This window comes from Burkholderia aenigmatica (assembly GCF_902499175.1).
Lineage (GTDB): Bacteria > Pseudomonadota > Gammaproteobacteria > Burkholderiales > Burkholderiaceae > Burkholderia > Burkholderia aenigmatica.
Genome location: NZ_CABVQC010000004.1, coordinates 50966 through 67337, shown reverse-complemented (window position 1 = coordinate 67337; position 16372 = coordinate 50966). Strand labels below are relative to the sequence as shown.

15 protein-coding genes are annotated in these 16372 nt (G+C 61.2%); 4 read left to right on the top strand and 11 right to left on the bottom strand.

Annotated elements, in window-relative coordinates; genetic code table 11:
- Positions 1-70: 70 nt before the first annotated feature.
- The gene (locus BDO18943_RS04315; protein WP_175021381.1) at positions 71-904 is read right to left on the bottom strand and encodes a substrate-binding periplasmic protein; all 834 of its coding nucleotides are present in this window, start codon (positions 902-904) and stop codon (positions 71-73) included.
- 483 nt (positions 905-1387) lie between these two features.
- Between BDO18943_RS04315 and BDO18943_RS04310 the strand changes: the two genes are divergently transcribed.
- On the top strand, positions 1388-1669 hold the full coding sequence (locus BDO18943_RS04310) for a transposase (protein WP_175021380.1): 282 nt from the start codon (positions 1388-1390) through the stop codon (positions 1667-1669).
- Here the strand turns inward: BDO18943_RS04310 and BDO18943_RS04305 are convergent.
- The 5 genes from BDO18943_RS04305 to BDO18943_RS04285 all read right to left on the bottom strand — a co-directional run bounded on the left by BDO18943_RS04305 (position 1661) and on the right by BDO18943_RS04285 (position 7396).
- A protein-coding gene (locus BDO18943_RS04305) for an IS3 family transposase (RefSeq protein ID WP_175021379.1) occupies positions 1661-2871 on the bottom strand; the annotation gives its coding sequence in 2 pieces (ribosomal slippage) (positions 1661-2556 and positions 2556-2871; 1212 coding nt in all). The genes BDO18943_RS04310 and BDO18943_RS04305 overlap by 9 nt on opposite strands.
- Before the next feature lie 426 nt (positions 2872-3297).
- Positions 3298-3513, bottom strand: a complete 216-nt coding sequence (locus BDO18943_RS04300; RefSeq protein ID WP_175021378.1) for a hypothetical protein — start codon at positions 3511-3513, stop codon at positions 3298-3300.
- Positions 3510-4967, bottom strand: a complete 1458-nt coding sequence (locus tag BDO18943_RS04295; protein WP_175021377.1) for an MFS transporter — start codon at positions 4965-4967, stop codon at positions 3510-3512. The genes BDO18943_RS04300 and BDO18943_RS04295 overlap by 4 nt, the downstream gene beginning before the upstream one ends.
- A gap of 29 nt (positions 4968-4996) precedes the next feature.
- Positions 4997-5842 carry a sugar phosphate isomerase/epimerase family protein gene (locus BDO18943_RS04290; RefSeq protein ID WP_175021376.1) on the bottom strand — a complete coding sequence of 282 codons (846 nt, stop codon included), beginning with the start codon at positions 5840-5842 and terminating at the stop codon, positions 4997-4999.
- A 150-nt stretch (positions 5843-5992) separates the two neighbouring features.
- A complete protein-coding gene (locus tag BDO18943_RS04285) occupies positions 5993-7396 on the bottom strand; it encodes an aminotransferase-like domain-containing protein (protein WP_175021375.1) in 1404 nt (467 codons plus the stop codon).
- A gap of 165 nt (positions 7397-7561) precedes the next feature.
- Here BDO18943_RS04285 and BDO18943_RS04280 point away from each other — a divergent pair, with 165 nt between their 5' ends.
- The 3 genes from BDO18943_RS04280 to BDO18943_RS04270 all read left to right on the top strand — a co-directional run bounded on the left by BDO18943_RS04280 (position 7562) and on the right by BDO18943_RS04270 (position 11430).
- Positions 7562-8971, top strand: a complete 1410-nt coding sequence (locus BDO18943_RS04280) for a glycerate kinase type-2 family protein (protein ID WP_175021374.1) — start codon at positions 7562-7564, stop codon at positions 8969-8971.
- Entirely contained in the window at positions 8971-10245 is a 1275-nt protein-coding gene (eno, locus tag BDO18943_RS04275) for a phosphopyruvate hydratase (protein WP_175021373.1), read from the top strand. Before BDO18943_RS04280 ends, eno begins: the two co-directional genes overlap by 1 nt.
- Before the next feature lie 63 nt (positions 10246-10308).
- Entirely contained in the window at positions 10309-11430 is a 1122-nt protein-coding gene (locus BDO18943_RS04270; protein ID WP_175021372.1) for a tyramine oxidase subunit B, read from the top strand.
- Positions 11431-11587: 157 nt separating this feature from the next.
- On the opposite strand, the gene BDO18943_RS04265 is transcribed toward BDO18943_RS04270, so the two are convergent.
- The 5 genes from BDO18943_RS04265 to BDO18943_RS04245 form a co-directional block, all read right to left on the bottom strand.
- Positions 11588-12466, bottom strand: coding sequence for a shikimate dehydrogenase family protein (locus BDO18943_RS04265; RefSeq protein ID WP_175021371.1), 879 nt, complete (start codon positions 12464-12466; stop codon positions 11588-11590).
- A 100-nt stretch (positions 12467-12566) separates the two neighbouring features.
- Positions 12567-13598: a proline racemase family protein gene (locus tag BDO18943_RS04260; RefSeq protein WP_175021370.1), complete on the bottom strand. Its 1032-nt coding sequence runs from the start codon at positions 13596-13598 to the stop codon at positions 12567-12569.
- An 83-nt stretch (positions 13599-13681) separates the two neighbouring features.
- On the bottom strand, positions 13682-14974 hold the full coding sequence (locus BDO18943_RS04255; protein ID WP_175021369.1) for an NAD(P)/FAD-dependent oxidoreductase: 1293 nt from the start codon (positions 14972-14974) through the stop codon (positions 13682-13684).
- Between the two features lie 42 nt (positions 14975-15016).
- Positions 15017-15682 (bottom strand): amino acid ABC transporter permease, encoded by a 666-nt coding sequence (locus BDO18943_RS04250; protein WP_175021368.1) that lies wholly within the window; start codon positions 15680-15682, stop codon positions 15017-15019.
- 9 nt (positions 15683-15691) lie between these two features.
- Entirely contained in the window at positions 15692-16363 is a 672-nt protein-coding gene (locus BDO18943_RS04245) for an amino acid ABC transporter permease (RefSeq protein WP_175021367.1), read from the bottom strand.
- Positions 16364-16372: the final 9 nt, after the last annotated feature.

Sequence of the window (16372 nt, the reverse complement as noted above, 5' to 3'; positions counted from 1 at the left end):
GTGCGAATCGGAAAATCGGCGCCCGGCGGCGATCCGCCGGGCCCGTCGGCGCGGGGTGTGCGGCCGGCGCTTACTTGCCCGGGATGAGCATCGCCTGCACGGACGTCTTGATCAGGCGGTTCACCGCGCCCGACTTGACCTGCTGCGCGAGGTAGTCGTTGAGCACGTCGAGATCGGCTTTCGGCGTGTCCTTGCGCAGGCCGAACGCGACTTCCTGCTGAGCGAGCGGCGGCGCGGGGTTGAAGCTGGCCGCCCAGTCCGGGTGTGCTTCCGTCAGCAACATGTTGGTGATGTTCGCGTCGGCGAGCAGGTCGGCGCGCTTCGAGATCAGCGACAGGCGCGTCTCGTCGTTACCCGGCAGCCGCATGATCCGCGCCTGTTTCAGCTCGGCGGAAATCGCCTTGTCCTGCGACGTGCCCGACATCACCGCGATCGTGACGTTCGGCTTGTCGATATCGGCTAGCGAGCGCAGGGGCTTCGTGATCTTCGGGTTGTTCTTGTTGTAGACGAACGAGACGTTGTAGTCGGTCGCAGGCGCGGAGAACGCGATGGCCTTTTCACGCTCGGGCGTGTCGTTCAGCGCGAGCGACAGGTCCCACTTGTCCGATTGCAGGCCGGCCACGATGTTGTCCCAGCTCGTATCGACGAATTCGACCTTCACCTTCAGCACGTTCTGCCCGAAATCGCGGCACAGATCCGAGAAGAAGCCGCTGTAGGCGCCCGTCTTCGGATCGCGCATCACGTACGGCGGCGCGACCGCGGCGCCGCAGCGCAGGACGCCGGCCTTCTTCACGGCGGCCCAGGCGTCGGGCCCGGCGGCGTACGAAGGCGCGACCGCGACCAGCGATGCCGCCGCCACGGTGCACGCGGCAATTTGACGGGTGAAACGAGACAGTCGATTCATGGTGACCTCACTTGAGATGGGTAAACCCGTATGACGGCTTATTTCTCCACACATCAATGTGTGTTTTACTGTGTACATCGTTGTGTACATATTAGAAGGGCAAAAATCTGCGTGTCAACGAGAAATTGGGCCGTGAGGTGGTCGGGTTTTCCCGGGCGGGTAAGAGAGAAACGCATCGGCCAGCCGCGCTCATCTCGGTGCGAAACATTCGGCGCGTTTCAATGGATCGACTTCGGTAACCGATCGTGCAAGGGCACTCGACCGAAGAACGACAGCACACTGGGCGTTGACCACCTGCTAGGTTTCGGAGGGTCACCTCTACACGCGCCACCGAGGAATATTTGATGCGTCGCGTTAGTGATGAGGGCGAGCGATTTCTCTCTAGGCACTCGAATTGACTGGCCGTCGCGTTTGGCTAGTCCTGCGTCCCGTCAGCCGCCCTCTCACCAGTCCCACAGGAGCGGTCAACCTTCCGTCAACTGCATGAGCGGCAAGCGGTGCACCGATAAGGTCAAGATCGAAGCAGTCAAGAGAGTCGCCAAACAGCACCGTTTGGTAGCGGATCTGGCTCAGCGTTTAGGCATTGCGACGTATAGCCTGGATGCCTGGCGAGTGAAGTGCGATGAGTCGGATGTGGTGCTGATGATGGAATTGCACCAGAGCGCCGAAGTATCGCTACTGACGGTCGAATTCGATCGGGGCGACAAGTTTGGAGTGTTGGAAGGTGGAGTTGGCCCTGTAATCCCGGACACGGCGTCACACTAAGGTTGCTGAATCGATCGAGCGCCGGAACTCGCGAGGCGAGTGGTACTTCAGCGCGCTATGGGGATGCTTCTCGTTGTAATGCTCGAACGCGATGGCCAGGTTGCGTGCAGCAGTCGCTGCGTCCGGCTTCGGCATGAAGGCGACGTAGTCGCGCTTCATCGTCTTCACGAAGCTCTCGGCCATCCCGTTACTTTGGGGACTGCACACCGGCGTGGTCAATGGCTTCAGGCCGATGGCCGTCGCGAACCGGCGCGTTTCGTCGGCCGTATAGCCCGAACCGTTGTCGGTCAGCCATTCGATTTCGGACGGGGTATGCAGCTCGTTGCCAAACCGATTTTCCACTGCAGCCAGCATCACGTCACGAACGATGTCGCCGCTATGGCCCGCCGTCGTGGCCGCCCAGCTCATCGCTTCGCGGTCGCAGCAGTCCAGCGCGAACGTCACGCGCAGCGGTTCGCCGTTGTCGCAGCGGAACTCGAAACCATCCGAGCACCATCGCTGGTTGCTGCGCGCGACGGCCACCTTGCCATCGTGCCGACGTTGCGGCCGAGGCGGAATCGAACGGCGTTGCATCAGCAGACCATGCATACGCATGACACGATAGATGCGCTTCGCATTGAACGGCACCTGCCCGGCAGCGACGCGCTCATTACGCAACGCGCCCCAGACGCGGCGATAGCCATAGCTGGGCAAATCGCCGACGACCCGGCGGATTTCCTCGACCACGCTCGCATCGTCAGTCTGCTTCGATTGACGGCCATCGCGCCACGTCGCCGGACGCGACAGTCGTGCCGATACGTTCGAGCGCGACACGCCGAGAACTTCACAAACCAGTTTCACTGGTCGTCCTCCGGCAGCGAGGGCGAGTGCGCTATCCATTTTTTTGCCCGGCCATACTCGACTGCTTCCCGGAGAATCTCGTTCTCCATGGTCTTCTTGCCGAGCATCCGTTGCAGCTCGCGAATCTGCTTGAGCGCATCGACCAACTCCGATGCCGGAACCACTTCCTCGCCAGCCTTGACCGCTGACAGGCTCCCGTCCTGGTACAGCTTGCGCCAATGGAACAGCTGGTTCGGATTCACGCCGTGCTGGCGCGCGACCAGCGAAACCGACTTCCCTGGGTCGAAGCTCTCACGCACCATCGCCAGCTTCTGCTCCGTCGTCCAGCGCCGCCGACGCTCCGGGCCCGTCAACACTTCCATCACTTCCTGCCTGGTGTTAGTCAAAAACACAGTCTTATGCCTACCCGCTAGTTTAAGTGAGAGGCTATGTCCGGTGTTTCAGGGGGCTGCTCCAGAAGGTGACTCGTGCCAGTTTGTTCGCCCATGAGATCACTACCACGTTCGCTGCCTGTTTTCTTCTTTTGCTGCTCGCCCCAAGAACTTAGGTCCTCGGCACTTTCCAGCATGCAGCATGCTCCGTGAGTCAAGAGCCTGCACAAATTGTTGTTGTCCTTTTTGCTGATCCTAAAAGGATTAACCGTTCACCATAATTTTGGATTAACTACAGTGGCCACCGCCGCCGTGGTAGTAAGCGGGCCGACGCCAAGGATTTCGTCGATGGATGAACAATCAGGCTTAATATGCAGTCGTCACCGTGTGTTCTGGTTGATCGTTCGCCACACCGACTCAATCACGGATCTCTTTCCTCAAACGGCTATTAGAATCCGCACCAATAGGCCATACGAAACGATCATCTTGAAGCGCCGTACTTTTTGAGCGTGCGTCGTAGTGGGCGCTTATCGCGAAACCAAGCGGCGTTGCCGACATCACCGACGTGTAGAAACAGGGCTCAAGCGCATACTTCGAGCGGTATTTGAACAATGCCACCAGCCAGCGTCTCATGAATCCCCCGTCGCACCATTGGTCTTCGGGTAGGCGAGCGCCAATGCGCATCCAATCAGCATGCACACACCAAATCCGAGCAGCCCTACTCGCTGCGAATGGAATTCGTCGTGCAGCCACCCCAAGATATAGGTACCAATAAAGCCCCCCAAATTCGCGAGCGACGTGATCATGGCGATGCCGGCAGCAGCGCCGGTCCCTTGAAGGAACGTAGGTGGCAACGTCCAGATGACCGGTATGGTCGCCGCCGCTCCTGCGTTGATAAGGGTGAACAGTACGACGGTCGAGAGCGTGGCATGCGGCGTGAATGCCGCGACGAACAACCCGCAACCCGCGACCAGACATGGAACAGCCATATGCCAGCGACGTTCGCGTGCGCGATCTGAACTGCGACCGCACCACAGCATACTGAACACCGCAGCCGCGTTTGGTAGCACCATCCAGAGTCCGATCTTGAGCGGATCGCTCACTCCCGATTCGTGCAAGATCGACGGTAGCCAGAAACTCGTCGCATACACGCCGACCATGATGCAGGCGTCGATGAGACCCAGAATCCATAGGCGCCGGTCGATGAACACATGCGTGAGCGATGATATCTTCTCGACATGCGCATGGCTGTCGACGCTGCCGAGCAGGACACGCTTTTCATCGATCGTAAGCCAAGATGTCTGCTCAATGCTATTCGGCAGCCAGACGAGCACGAAAGCACCAAGCGCAACCGATGGCAGCGCTTCGAGCAGAAACAACCACTGCCAACCGCCGAAGCCTCGCACCCCATCCATCGCGTTCATCAGCCAGCCGGACAGCGGGTTACCAACAAGGCTTGAGATGGGCATGGCGATCATGAACAACGCAACAATTCTTGCACGCCGCTCGTACGGAAACCATTGCGACAGATACAACAGTACGCCCGGTACGAAGCCGGCCTCTGCGGCCCCGAGAAGAAAGCGTACGATGTAAAACTGCAATGGAGTTCTGACGAGCAGTGTCGCAGCAGACAGACCGCCCCATGTAATCATGACGCGTGCGATCCAGACCTTGGCACCCACTTTTTCAAGCACGAGATTGCTCGGTATCTCGAATACGATGTATCCGACAAAGAAAAGTCCTGCACCGAGACCATAAATGCGGTCGCTGAAACCGCGCGCATCAAGCATCTGAAGCTTGGCCAGCCCAATGTTGACACGGTCGAGATAGGCCGCGAAAAAGCACAGAAAGAACAGCGTCAGCAAACGCACGGTTACCTTGCGATACAACGCGTCGAGGCCCGTGCTACCGGTCGCGCCAAGGTGCCGAATCGAAACAGCGAGATCTGCGGGATCGGGATTAGTAACTGAAGACGAGTCTTGTGTCACCTGATCTTGTACCTTTTCCGTACGTGTACCGAAGAGCGCGCCCGTACTTTCCGCACGCTCGTCGTCACACACGCTTTTTCCGATGGATAAGCGGTTCATTGCGACCCTTTAAACCAAATGAACAGCGCTCAGACTCGTTTGGTTGAAGCCGTGCCGACATATTGTCCGCAGCGTTCGATCGCGACACGAACCGTCTCATCCGGTGGACGCTCCCACCAGTCCAGCTCGGAGAAAACTTCCAGCTCGAACGGTCCCGCATAGCCGATGTCGTCCAGCCATCCCTTGATTCGTGCAATATCGATGACGCCATCGCCAACCATGCCGCGATCGCGCAGGTTTCGTGTCGGCACGAGCCAGTCGCAATAGTGAAAGGTAATGATCCGTTGTGGTCCCGCGCGGCGAAGTTCGGCTTCGAAGGCCGGATCCCACCAACAGTGGTAAACGTCGGGCACGAGCCCGACGCCCTCACCGAGTTCGTCACAGAGATCGTTGGCGAGTTTTATCGAATTCAGTACGCTGCGGTCGCCGGCATACATCGGATGCAGAGGCTCGAGGCCAAGCTTGACGCCGACTTCGCGCGCATGCGGCAACAACGTAAACAGTGCATCGCGCACGCGGGACCGTTGACCTTGTATATCTTTGCTGTCCGGTGGCATCCCACCAACCACCATCATCAGGCATGCCGCGCCGATTTCCGCGGCCGCATCGAGCAGGCGCCGATTCGTTTCGATCGCCGCGGCCATGCTCTGTTCGACGCTCACGTTGAGCCACTCGCTCGTACACAGCGACGGCACCCACATCTCCAGTTGTCGCAGATGCTTGCGCGTTTGCGCGACTCCGTACGCCTCAAGAAACTGACGCCAGACCCCAATTCCGCCGATTCCCTGACGCTTGTAGCCATCGAGTGCTTCAGGCAGAGTCCATCTGGGTGTCGTGATTTGATTGATCGCGAACCGCGAAAGGTCATCACTCATGCGTAGGCTCTCTCCATGTGTTTCTCCCGACCTGCATCGACGTTTCTTCAGCACATGCTCACGCGCTGAAATAACGCACGACATGTACAGGCCGTGATACCTGTACAGGCGATGGAAACTGCACACTTGGGAAGCGCCGCTGGCGCCCCGTCAGCGGCCGATGGAATTCGCGAGGAAGTTGAATAGCCGGTCGTAGTTGCAGTGCGCGACGTTGAACCTCAGCCAGCCCGTCTTGACGCGGCCGGCAAAGAACAGGTGTCCAGGCGCGAGCAAGATGTTCTGCTGTAACGCCAACTCCGCCAGCCGGGATGAATCCGAATCTCCACCGACCGCCTTCGCCCAGACGAACATGCCGGAACGCGGCTCGCAGAACACATCCATGCCGTTCGCCTCCAGCCGTCGGCACGTCTTCTCCTGCGCGGCGGCCAGTCGGTCCCGCAATTGCTCCGTCTGCTTCCGGTAGTGCCCTTCTGACAACACCGCGCTGACGAGGCGCTCGGTGACGGTCGGCGTCGACATGCCAGACACCAGCTTCTGGTAAAGGAGCGCTTCGATGACATCGTGATCGGCAACGACGAATCCGACGCGCAACCCCGCGCCGATGGTCTTCGAAAAGCTGCCGACATAGATCACGTTGCGCAGTTGATCCATCGACGCGAGCGTGAAATGCGCGCCCTGGACGAGATCGGCCGACACGTCGTCCTCGACGATCAGGCAATCGTGGCGCTCCGCGATCTTGAGGACCTTGTAGGCCGCCGAGGAGCTGTAGCTCGCCCCCGTCGGATTGTGCAGCTGGCTGTTCGTGAAGTAGAGCTTCGGGTGACGCGATTCGAGCGCAGCCTCCATCGCTGCGACATCCGGCCCGGTCGGCGTCATCGGAATCCCGATGGTTTCGACGTCGCGCATCCGCAGGGCGACCAGCAGGTCGCTGTAGCATGGTTCGTCGACCATCACGACGTCGCCGGGCTGCGTGAATTGACGAATCACGAGATCGAGCGCCTGGTTTGCGCCCAGCGTCGTCATGATGCCGCCGACGTCGGTTTCGATTTCGTATTCGGCCAGTTGACGCACGATCTGTTCGCGAAGCCGGTCGAAGCCCCGTGCGTGTCCGTAGCCGAGCAGGTGCTCGGGGTGCGCCGCGAGTTGTCGCAGCGATCGTGCGATCCCTTCGCTGTCGAACCACGTTTCGGGAAGCCAGCCTGCGCCGGCGTGAATGGCCCCTTCGGTCGCGCCGAGAAAATTGCGTACCAGCCATCCGTTCGTGACTTTCTCGTCAAGCTTCTCCGCCGCTTTCCGCGGCGCACCCAGGCGCCGTTCCGACACGTAGAAGCCGGACCCGCGACGCGCCACCAGAACGCCTTGCGCAACGAGGCGATCGTAGGCCTCCACCACGGTAAAGGTCGACACGCCATGCGCGCCAGCGAACGTGCGGATGCTCGGTACGCGCGCACCCGGCCGCCAGCGTTTTTCGTCGACCTCCTGAATGATGCCCACCACGATCTGCATGGTGAGCGACATCTCGGAACCTGCATCCAGAGAAAGAACGGGCTTCATGAGAACGACTCGTAACGAGAGAGATGCGTGTAGGCCGCGGAGCCTGTACAGCGATCCGCCAGTACATCCAAGTGTACATGTATCTGTGCAGGGTGTTTGCCTAAATTGCCCTTACGTCGTCGCTGCATGCGTTCGGCGAGACGGCAACCCTTCACCGATCCCCGTATGAAGAAAATACGAAATTCCGCAGAGCTTCTCTCTCACGGCGCCGTCGAATCCCGGCGCATCGTTCTGGACATTGCCGATCGCACGCTGCAGCGTCTCGACGGCTACGAGCGCATTCGAAGCATCATGCGCGTCGACGGCGACATGCTGCATATCGGCACACGCTCCTGGGATTTGTCGAAAAAGCGCAACGTGTATCTGGTCGGCGCGGGTAAGGCCTGCAACCACATGGCGATGGCCATCGATCACGTGCTCGGAGACCGGCTCACGTATGGCATCGCGATCGTAAAGATTCACGAGAAATCGGATCGCTTCAATAAAACCGAAGTGTTCGTCGGCGGTCATCCGCTGCCGAACGAGGAAGGCCATCGAGCGTCGCGAAAGATCATCGAACTGGTCGATCAGGCTGGGCCCGACGATCTGTTCATCGCGGTGATCAGCGGCGGCAGCTCCGCACTCATGTCGTGCCCGATCGACGGCATCACGCTGCAGGACGAGATCGACACGACCGACGTACTGCTCAAGTCCGGCGCGGGCATCTACGAAATCAACGCGGTGCGCCGGCACATTTCTGCACTCAACGGCGGCATGCTGGCCAAGCGCATTCAGGCCGTGGGTGCCGAGCTGATCGGCTTCGGTATCAGCGATGCGGTCGGTTCCCCGGCGACGGACGATATCGCCGTGCCGTATGCTGCTTACAAGAGCACGCCGATCGGCCCCGACATGACGACGCTCGACGATGCGCGCGCAACCATCGTCAATCGCAACGTCGCGGACCGTCTGCCTGCCAGCGTCGTCGATTACCTGATGCACGCTGGCCCGGAAGCGGAGACGCCCAAGGCCTTTCCGGAGAACACCTACTTTCTGCTCAACACGCTGCCCGACTCGTGCATTTACGCGAAGGAAATCTGCGAGGAGCTGGGCATCCCGGCAATGATCGTCACGTCGTTCCTCGAAGGAGAAAGCCGCGATGCCGGCACGTTCCTCGCGTCGATCGCGCGCGAGATCCAGACCTACGGCAGACCGATCAAGCCGCCGTGCGTGCTGCTCAGCTCCGGCGAAGTCACGACGCTGATCAACGACAGCAGCGTGATCAAAGGGCATGGCGGCCCGGGCCAGGAAATGTCGGTGAGCTTTGCCATCACTGCGGAAAAGACCCGCGGCGCATGCCTGTTGTCGATCGACAGCGAAGGGACGGACGGAACGGCGAACGTCGCGGGCGGCATCACGGATTCGACGAGCCTCAAGGCGGCCGCCGCGAAAGGTGTGAGCCTGTATCAGGCGTTGCGCGAGCATAGCTGCTACGAAGCGCTTGCAGCGATCGACTCCGCGATCTTCACGGGGAACACCGGCACCAACCTGTGCGACCTGAACATTCTGTACGTCCCGGCAGCGACGGAGGTCCAATGATGACCGACAACATCTCCTCCGTTCACGCGCAGCAAATCATCGACTGCAAATGCCGGCCGGCCGTCGAAGTCGAGATCCGCACCGAAAGCGGCGCGATCGGACGTGGCGCAGCGCCCACCGGGACGTCGGTCGGCATGCACGAATCGTTCGTGCTTCGCGACGGCGATCCGTCCACGTACAAGGGACTCAGCGTCCACAAGGCGGTCGACTACGCTGAGAACGTCATTGGCCCCGCATTGATCGGCATGAACGTGTTCGACCAGCGCGCGATCGACGAGAAGATGATCGCGCTCGACGGCACGCCGGACAAGCATCGCCTCGGCGGCAATACGATTTACTCGGTTTCGATCGCGGCGTTTCGCGCGGCGGCTGCGTCCCGCGCGATCCCACTCTACGAGCACATTGCCGGCAGAGCGCTGTGGACGGTTCCCGTGCCATGCTTCAATGTCATCAACGGTGGACGTTACGACGGCTTCGCTCAGGCGTTCAACGAATTCCTCATCGTTCCCTACGGAACCGACAGCATCGATTTCTCGATCGAAATGGCGGTAGCCGTGTTCCAGAAACTGGGCGATGTCCTGACTTCGTATCTCGGACACAAGCCACAAGTCGCCAGTTCATATGGCTATGCCGCACCGTCGGAGGATCCGGAGCTGATCCTCACGCTGATGCAGATTGCCATCGACGCTTGCGGCTATACCGGCCGCATCGCATTCGCACTGGATTGTGCATCGAGCGAAATGTACGACAAGCAAACGGGCCGCTATCTCCTCAAAGGGGAACACGTGTCGGCCGACGAGCTGATCGCATATGCGAAATACCTGACCGAAAGATTCAATTTCGTTTTCATCGAAGATCTCCTCGATGAAAACGACTGGATCGGCTATAGCAAGGCCGTGCGGGAACTCGGGCGGACGATCGTGCTCGGCGACGATCTCACGGTGACGAACCTCGAACTGCTACGCAAAGCGCACGACACGCACGCGGTCGACGGTTTCGTCCTCAAGCCCAATCAGGTCGGCACTATCACCGAGGCGCTGGATGCCTATCGCTTTGCCGAGGCGCACGGAATGATCGCCGTACCGTCCGGCCGCTCCGGTGGCGTGGTGGACGACGTCGTGATGGATTTTTCCGTCGGGCTCGAAGTCCCGTTCCAGAAGAACGGCGCGCCGCGCTCGGGCGAGCGCATCGAGAAGCTCAACTTCCTGATGCGCGCCAATGCGCGCAGCCCCGGCTGCCGCCTCTACGACATCGCGCCGCTTCTGCGGTTCTAGTCTCCTGCTTCATCGTTCAATAGTTCGTCTGTCATCGCCATCCTTTCTGAAAAGGTCACCACCATGTATCCGAAGATCGACTTTGTGTACCTGTCCGAACCCGACACCATCGCCGCCGGCGTACTGGACGCCGCGCGCTGCGTCACCGTCTGCGAAGAAACCTTCAGCCTGCTCGGCAAGGGCGATTACCTGATGGGCGGCGCCAACCACAACAACCACGGCATGAACATCGTGTTTCCGAAGGAAACGCCGTTCCCTAACATGCCGGTGGCCGGCCCGGACCGCCGCTTCGCCGCGATGCCCGGTTATCTCGGCGGACGCTTCGACGTGTGTGGCAACAAGTGGTACGGCTCGAATCACGCGAACGTCGAGAAAGGCCTGCCGCGCTCGATCCTCACGATGATGCTGAACGACAAGGACACGGGAGCCCCGCTCGCGATGATGTCCGCGAACCTGCTGAGTGCGGCCCGCACCGGCGCGGTACCGGGCGTGGCGGCAAAGCATCTCGCGAACAAGCACGCCAGGACCGTTTCCGTGATCGGCTGCGGGCCGATCAACAAAGCCTGCTTCACGGCGATCATCACGCAGCTCAAGGACGTGAAGAAGGTGGTCTGCTTCGACGTGTTCCTCGACAAGGCGAACGAGTTCGCGCGCTGGGTCAGCGACACGTACGACATCGAGGCGGTCGGCGTCGACGAGGCGGAACAGGGCTTCCGCGGCGCCGACGTGATCACGGTGGCCGCATCGCGCCTGAAGCCGCTGTATTTCAAGGACGAATGGATCGACGAAGGCGCAACGCTGCTGATTTCCGGCCCGTTCAACACCGACGAATCATTCCTCACCAGCGCGAAGATCGTGTTCGACCACACGCCGCTTCAGGAAGCCTATGTCGAAGATGCGATCGCTTCCGGCAACAAGGACGCGTATTACAGCGGCGTGATCGGCGGCCCGTTCTATCGGCTGATCGATGCCGGCAAGCTGCCCGTGCTGAAGGATTCCACCGGTCTCGGCGACGTGGTCAACGGCGTGAAGCCGGGACGCGAGCACGACAAGGACCGCGTCATCTTCATCGCGTGCGGGATGGCGGTGTTTGACATCAGCTGGGGCTACGAGCTGTACAAGAATGCGTTGGCCAATGGGATCGGCCAGTCGCTGAATCTGTGGGACAAACCGAGCCAGGCGTAACGCGCCGACGCACACGCCCGGGCAAAAACGACGCTGGCCCCGCATGTCGCTTCGATATGCGGGGCCAGTTCCATGTGTGCCGCTGCTTCTACCTCGACGACTTCAATGGATGAACGACAGGAAGGCGGCGACGGCGCAATGCGCCGGGCCGGTTACGTCAGGCCGCGCGCTTGACGAGGCTGCGGAGTTCCACCGGAAACAGCATGTCGCGTGCGATCGAGTCGTCTTCCCGCAACGCGTTGGCTGCATCAGGCACGCCGAAGAAGTCGAGGAACAGCGGCGACTGGAGAATCAGCATGTCGAACCCCGGCAATACGGTCTTGCCTTGCCCCATCGCCGCCTTCAGCAGCGGTGTCGGCTGGTTCTTCATCAGGATGTCGCAGACCTGCGCGGACGGATCCAGACGCTCGGTCGGCACCGGCAGCGGATCGCTGGTCTTCAGGCCTAGCGGCGACGCATTGATCACGATGTCGAAGCCGGCCGGATCGTTGTCGCCCTTGACCTCGGCCTGCAGGTTGTAGTGCCCTTCGATCGATTTCGCGAGTTGCTCCGCCTTCGCGGTATCGGGATCGTAGATGCCGATGCGCGACACCTTGCCTTCCGCGAGCGCGGCGGCGATCGCGCTCGCCGCCCCCCCGGCGCCCACCAGGAAGGCGGACTTGCCGCGATACGGCATCGCGTAACGGTCCATCGACTTGACGAAGCCGAGGCCGTCGAACAGCTCGCCTTCGAGCGAGCCGTCGTCGTTGCGGCGAATCGCGTTGACGGCGTTGGCCGTCTGCGCGCCCGTCGAGATCCTGTCCACGATCGCGGCGGCAGCCGTCTTATGCGGGATCGACAGCACCATGCCGCGCGTCGTCGTCGATTGAAAGAGCGCGCGCACGGTCGCTTCCAGATGCTGGGGCGCAACTTGCAACGGCACCATCACCGCGTCGACGCCGCACATCGGAAAAATCTGGTTGAAGATTTCCGGCGTACGCACCTGTTCGATCGGATCTGCCACCATGAAGAAGACGCCGGTCTTTCCGGTTATCATACTATCCTCTGTTTTTCGCACGACTAAGTTAAGTGATTTCGGCCGGTTCTGGCCGACCGCTTTTCGGAGCGCCGCTTCCCGCGACGCCCCGACCGGACCCTTACTTCCCGGGGAAGCCCTCGCCCCAGGTATCGCTGAGCATGAAGCCGGCCGACAGCGGATCGTCGGGATCCACGCCAAGCTGCTCGATGCCGTAGATCCATGCGCGTCCGCGTACGCGCGGCAGCACCGCCGGTTTGCCGCCCACTTCCGTGTGGCCGAGTAGTTCAATGTCGAATTCGCTGCCGATCGTCGAGCGCGACTTCAGCCGGCTGCCGACCTCGACCTTGCCGCGCGCAGCGAGCGTGGCCAGGTTCGCCGAGCTGCCGGTTCCGCACGGCGAGCGGTCAATCCGGCCCGGCGGCAGCGTCGTGCAGGTCTGATACTCCGCGTCGTTCACGCGATTGCGGAACATCACGTATGCGATCCGGTTGATCTCCGGATACAGTGGATGCTGGATGCGCACCTGATCGTTGATGATGCTGCGCAGCTTCACGCCAAGATCGGCGAGCTGGCGCGCGTTCTCCGGCGCGATCGTCGTGTGCAACTGATCGACGTCGACCAGCGCGTAGTAGACGCCGCCGAACGCGATATCGACCTTCACCGTGCCGAGTTCCCCGGCGTCGATCGGCAGATCGAGATGCTCGACGAAGGCCGGCACCATATCGAGCGACACGGCCACGCAACGTCCGTCCCGACAGGTGGCGCGCGCCGTCACGAGCCCTGCCGGCGTATCGAGCACGACGGTCGTCTCGGGTTCCTGCATCGGCACGATGCCCATTTCCAGCAGCGTCGTCACGACGCAGATCGCGTTGCTGCCCGACATCGGATGCGCCTTGTCGGCCTGCAGCACGATGAAGCCGGCATGCGCTTCCGCTCGCGTCGGCGGAAGCAGCAGGTTCACGGACATCTGCAGACAACCGCGCGGCTCGAGGACGACGAGCTTGCGCAGGCTGTCGTCGACCTCGTTGAGGTAGTTCATCTTGTCGAGCATAGTTTCGCCGGGAATGTTCACCACGCCTCCGGTGATCACCTTCCCGATCTCGCCCTCGCAGTGCACGCCCACGAGTTGCAGGGTCTTTTTCCAGCGCATGATTACCTCACCTTCCTGAGTGGATCCGCCATGCGGATTGAATTTTCATGGGCCCCAGCGCGCCGGGTATTGAACATCGTGAATCAAAAACGATACGCACTGAAAGGCGACAGGTCGGTACTCGACGTACGCCCCGTCGCCATCTCGGCGATCAGCCGCCCCGTCGTCGCACCGAGCGTCAGCCCCAGTTGCCCGTGGCCGATCGCCATCAGGACATTGGGCAGCCGCTTCGACCGATCGATGATGGGTTTCGTATCAGGCAGGAACGGTCGATAGCCGACACCGAACTCGTACGTCTGCACGTTCAGTTGTGGCAAGACACGACAGGCCTTCTCGAGAATGATCTCGGCCCGCCTGAAATTGGGTGACGCGCCGCGGCGCGCGAATTCGATTGTGCCGCCGATCTGCAGGCCCCGACGCATCGGCGTAAAGCAGAAGCCGCCGTCGCCGTAGATGACAGAGTTCCGGAACTCGACGCCGGGATCGGGCAATAACACCTGATATCCCGCCACGCCTTCGAGCGGCACGTCGATACCCAGCGGCGCGAAAAACCGCCGGGCACCTGCACCTGCCGCGACGACCAAGTGGGCGGCGGCAATCCGCTCACCATTGGTCAACGTGACACCGGTTGCTTGCCCGCGGTCTTCATTGATCGTCGTCACGTTGCCGCAAATCCGGTGTCCGCCCTGCTTCACGAAACTGTCGGTCAATGCGGCGATAAATCCCTCTGTATCGCTCACGAAGCGCCACTGTGGCAGCAGGATGCCGTACGAGAAACGTCCGGCGAGCGCCGGCTCGAGGTCACCGATTTCCGCAGCGGTGAGGACCTGCGAGTCGAACCCCAGCGACCGTCGCAACACGTTGAGCGGCCGCTCGTGCTCCACGCCCTGCGGCCCGTCGAACACCTGCATCACCGGCCGCTGGCGAATCAGGTCCTTTTCGTCGCAGGCGTCGAGCAGCGTCGCGTAGTCCGCGAACACGTGATTCGTCAGCGTCGCCATCGAGCCCGCGATCGTGGCGATGCGCGATTGGCGCGCACAAGCCATGAAGCGCAGCAGCCACGGGATGATGCCCGGAAGCGCGCCGGGCCGCATGGCCAGCGGACCGTTCTGGTCCATCAGCCAGCCGGGCACTTTCATCAGAATGCCGGGCTTGGACAGCGGAATGACTTCGCCGACCGAGATCTGCCCGCAACTCCACTTGGCCGTGCTGTCGCCCGGCGCGGCGGGATCGACGAGCGTGACGGAAAAACCTTCGCGCTGCAGATAGAGCGCGCAGCACGTACCAACGATGCCGCCGCCAACGACGACGGCCTGCCGCGCGGCATCGCCTGCGCTGGCCGACCGGGTGAGGTTCTGAAGCGAGTCGGAATTCATGTCTTGTCCGTAATACAGGTCGTGCGAAACAGGCAGCCGCGGTCAGTAGGCGAAGCGTCGGAGGAAGCGCGTTTCGATCACCCCGACCAGCCGCGTCAGCGGAAATGCCACGATGAAATAGATGGCGCCCACCGTGGTCAGAAATTCCAGCGGCTTGGCGGTTGCGTTCGAAATGCTCTGCCCGACGTACATGAGGTCGGCGACACCGACCGACGAGATCAGTGCGCTTTCCTTGAAGAGACTGATGATGTTCGACAGCAGCGGCGGAATCGCGCGCAGTAGCGCCTGCGGAAAAATCACGTGAACGATCTTCACGCGTGGCGACAGGCTCAGCGCAATGCACGCGTCGTGCTGCTCGGACGAGATCGACTTGAGCGCACCGCGAAACGTCTCGCTGGTGATCGCCGTCATGTACAGGGTCAGCGAGATGATCACCGACAGGTACGGAGGCAGCGGAAGGTTGAACACCACAGGGAAGCAGAAGAACACCCAGAAGAGCTGGATCAGCAGCGGCGTGCCGCGAAAGAACTCGACATAGAGCGTGGTGATCGCCTTCACTACGCGCGACGGCGACATGCGTATCAGGCTCAGCGCGAATCCGAGCAGGCTGCCCAGCAGCGCACACCCACCTGTGATGGCCACGGTCAATCCCAATCCCTTGAGGAGGACCAGCCAGTAGGATGCGATAACGGAGACGTCGAAAGTCATGCTCACCCTCTAGCGTTGTACGGCCGCATCCTGGCGGCGTTCGATGACATGGACGAGGCGCGAGATCGGTAGTGACAACGCGAAGTAGATCAGCGCGACCACCGAATACGTCTCGAGCGGCCGGTACGCCTCCGTCGCGAGGCTCTTCGCGACATACATCAGGTCGGCGACGGCGACGATCGCGACGAGCGCACTTTGTTGAAGTGTACCGATGCCGTTGGTCATCAGCACCGGCAACGCGGTGCGCAGCGCCTGTGGGAGCACCACGAACAGCGTGCGTTGCCACGGCTTGAGACCGAGCGCGACGCACGCATCGAGATGCTCCTTCGGCACCGCCTGCACGCCGGCGCGATACGCCTCCGCATTGAACGCCGTCAGGTTCAGGCCAAGCGCGAGCACACCCATCACGATTGGGTCGATGAACACGTCCGCCATCATTGGAATGCAGTAAAAGAACCACACAATCTGCAACAGCGCCGGCGTGCAGCGAAAGAACTCGATGAACAGCTGGGCCGGCCAGCGGACGATCGCCCATCGGCTCATGACAAGCAGGCAGAGCAGGAAGCCCAGCACGAGCCCCATCGCGTTCGCGGCAAGCGCGAGTTCAACGGTGACCTTCAGGCCCTGAAGCAGCGGACCGACACTTCCTGTCAGAAAACTGAAATCGAAGTGATAGCTCATGGTGTCATC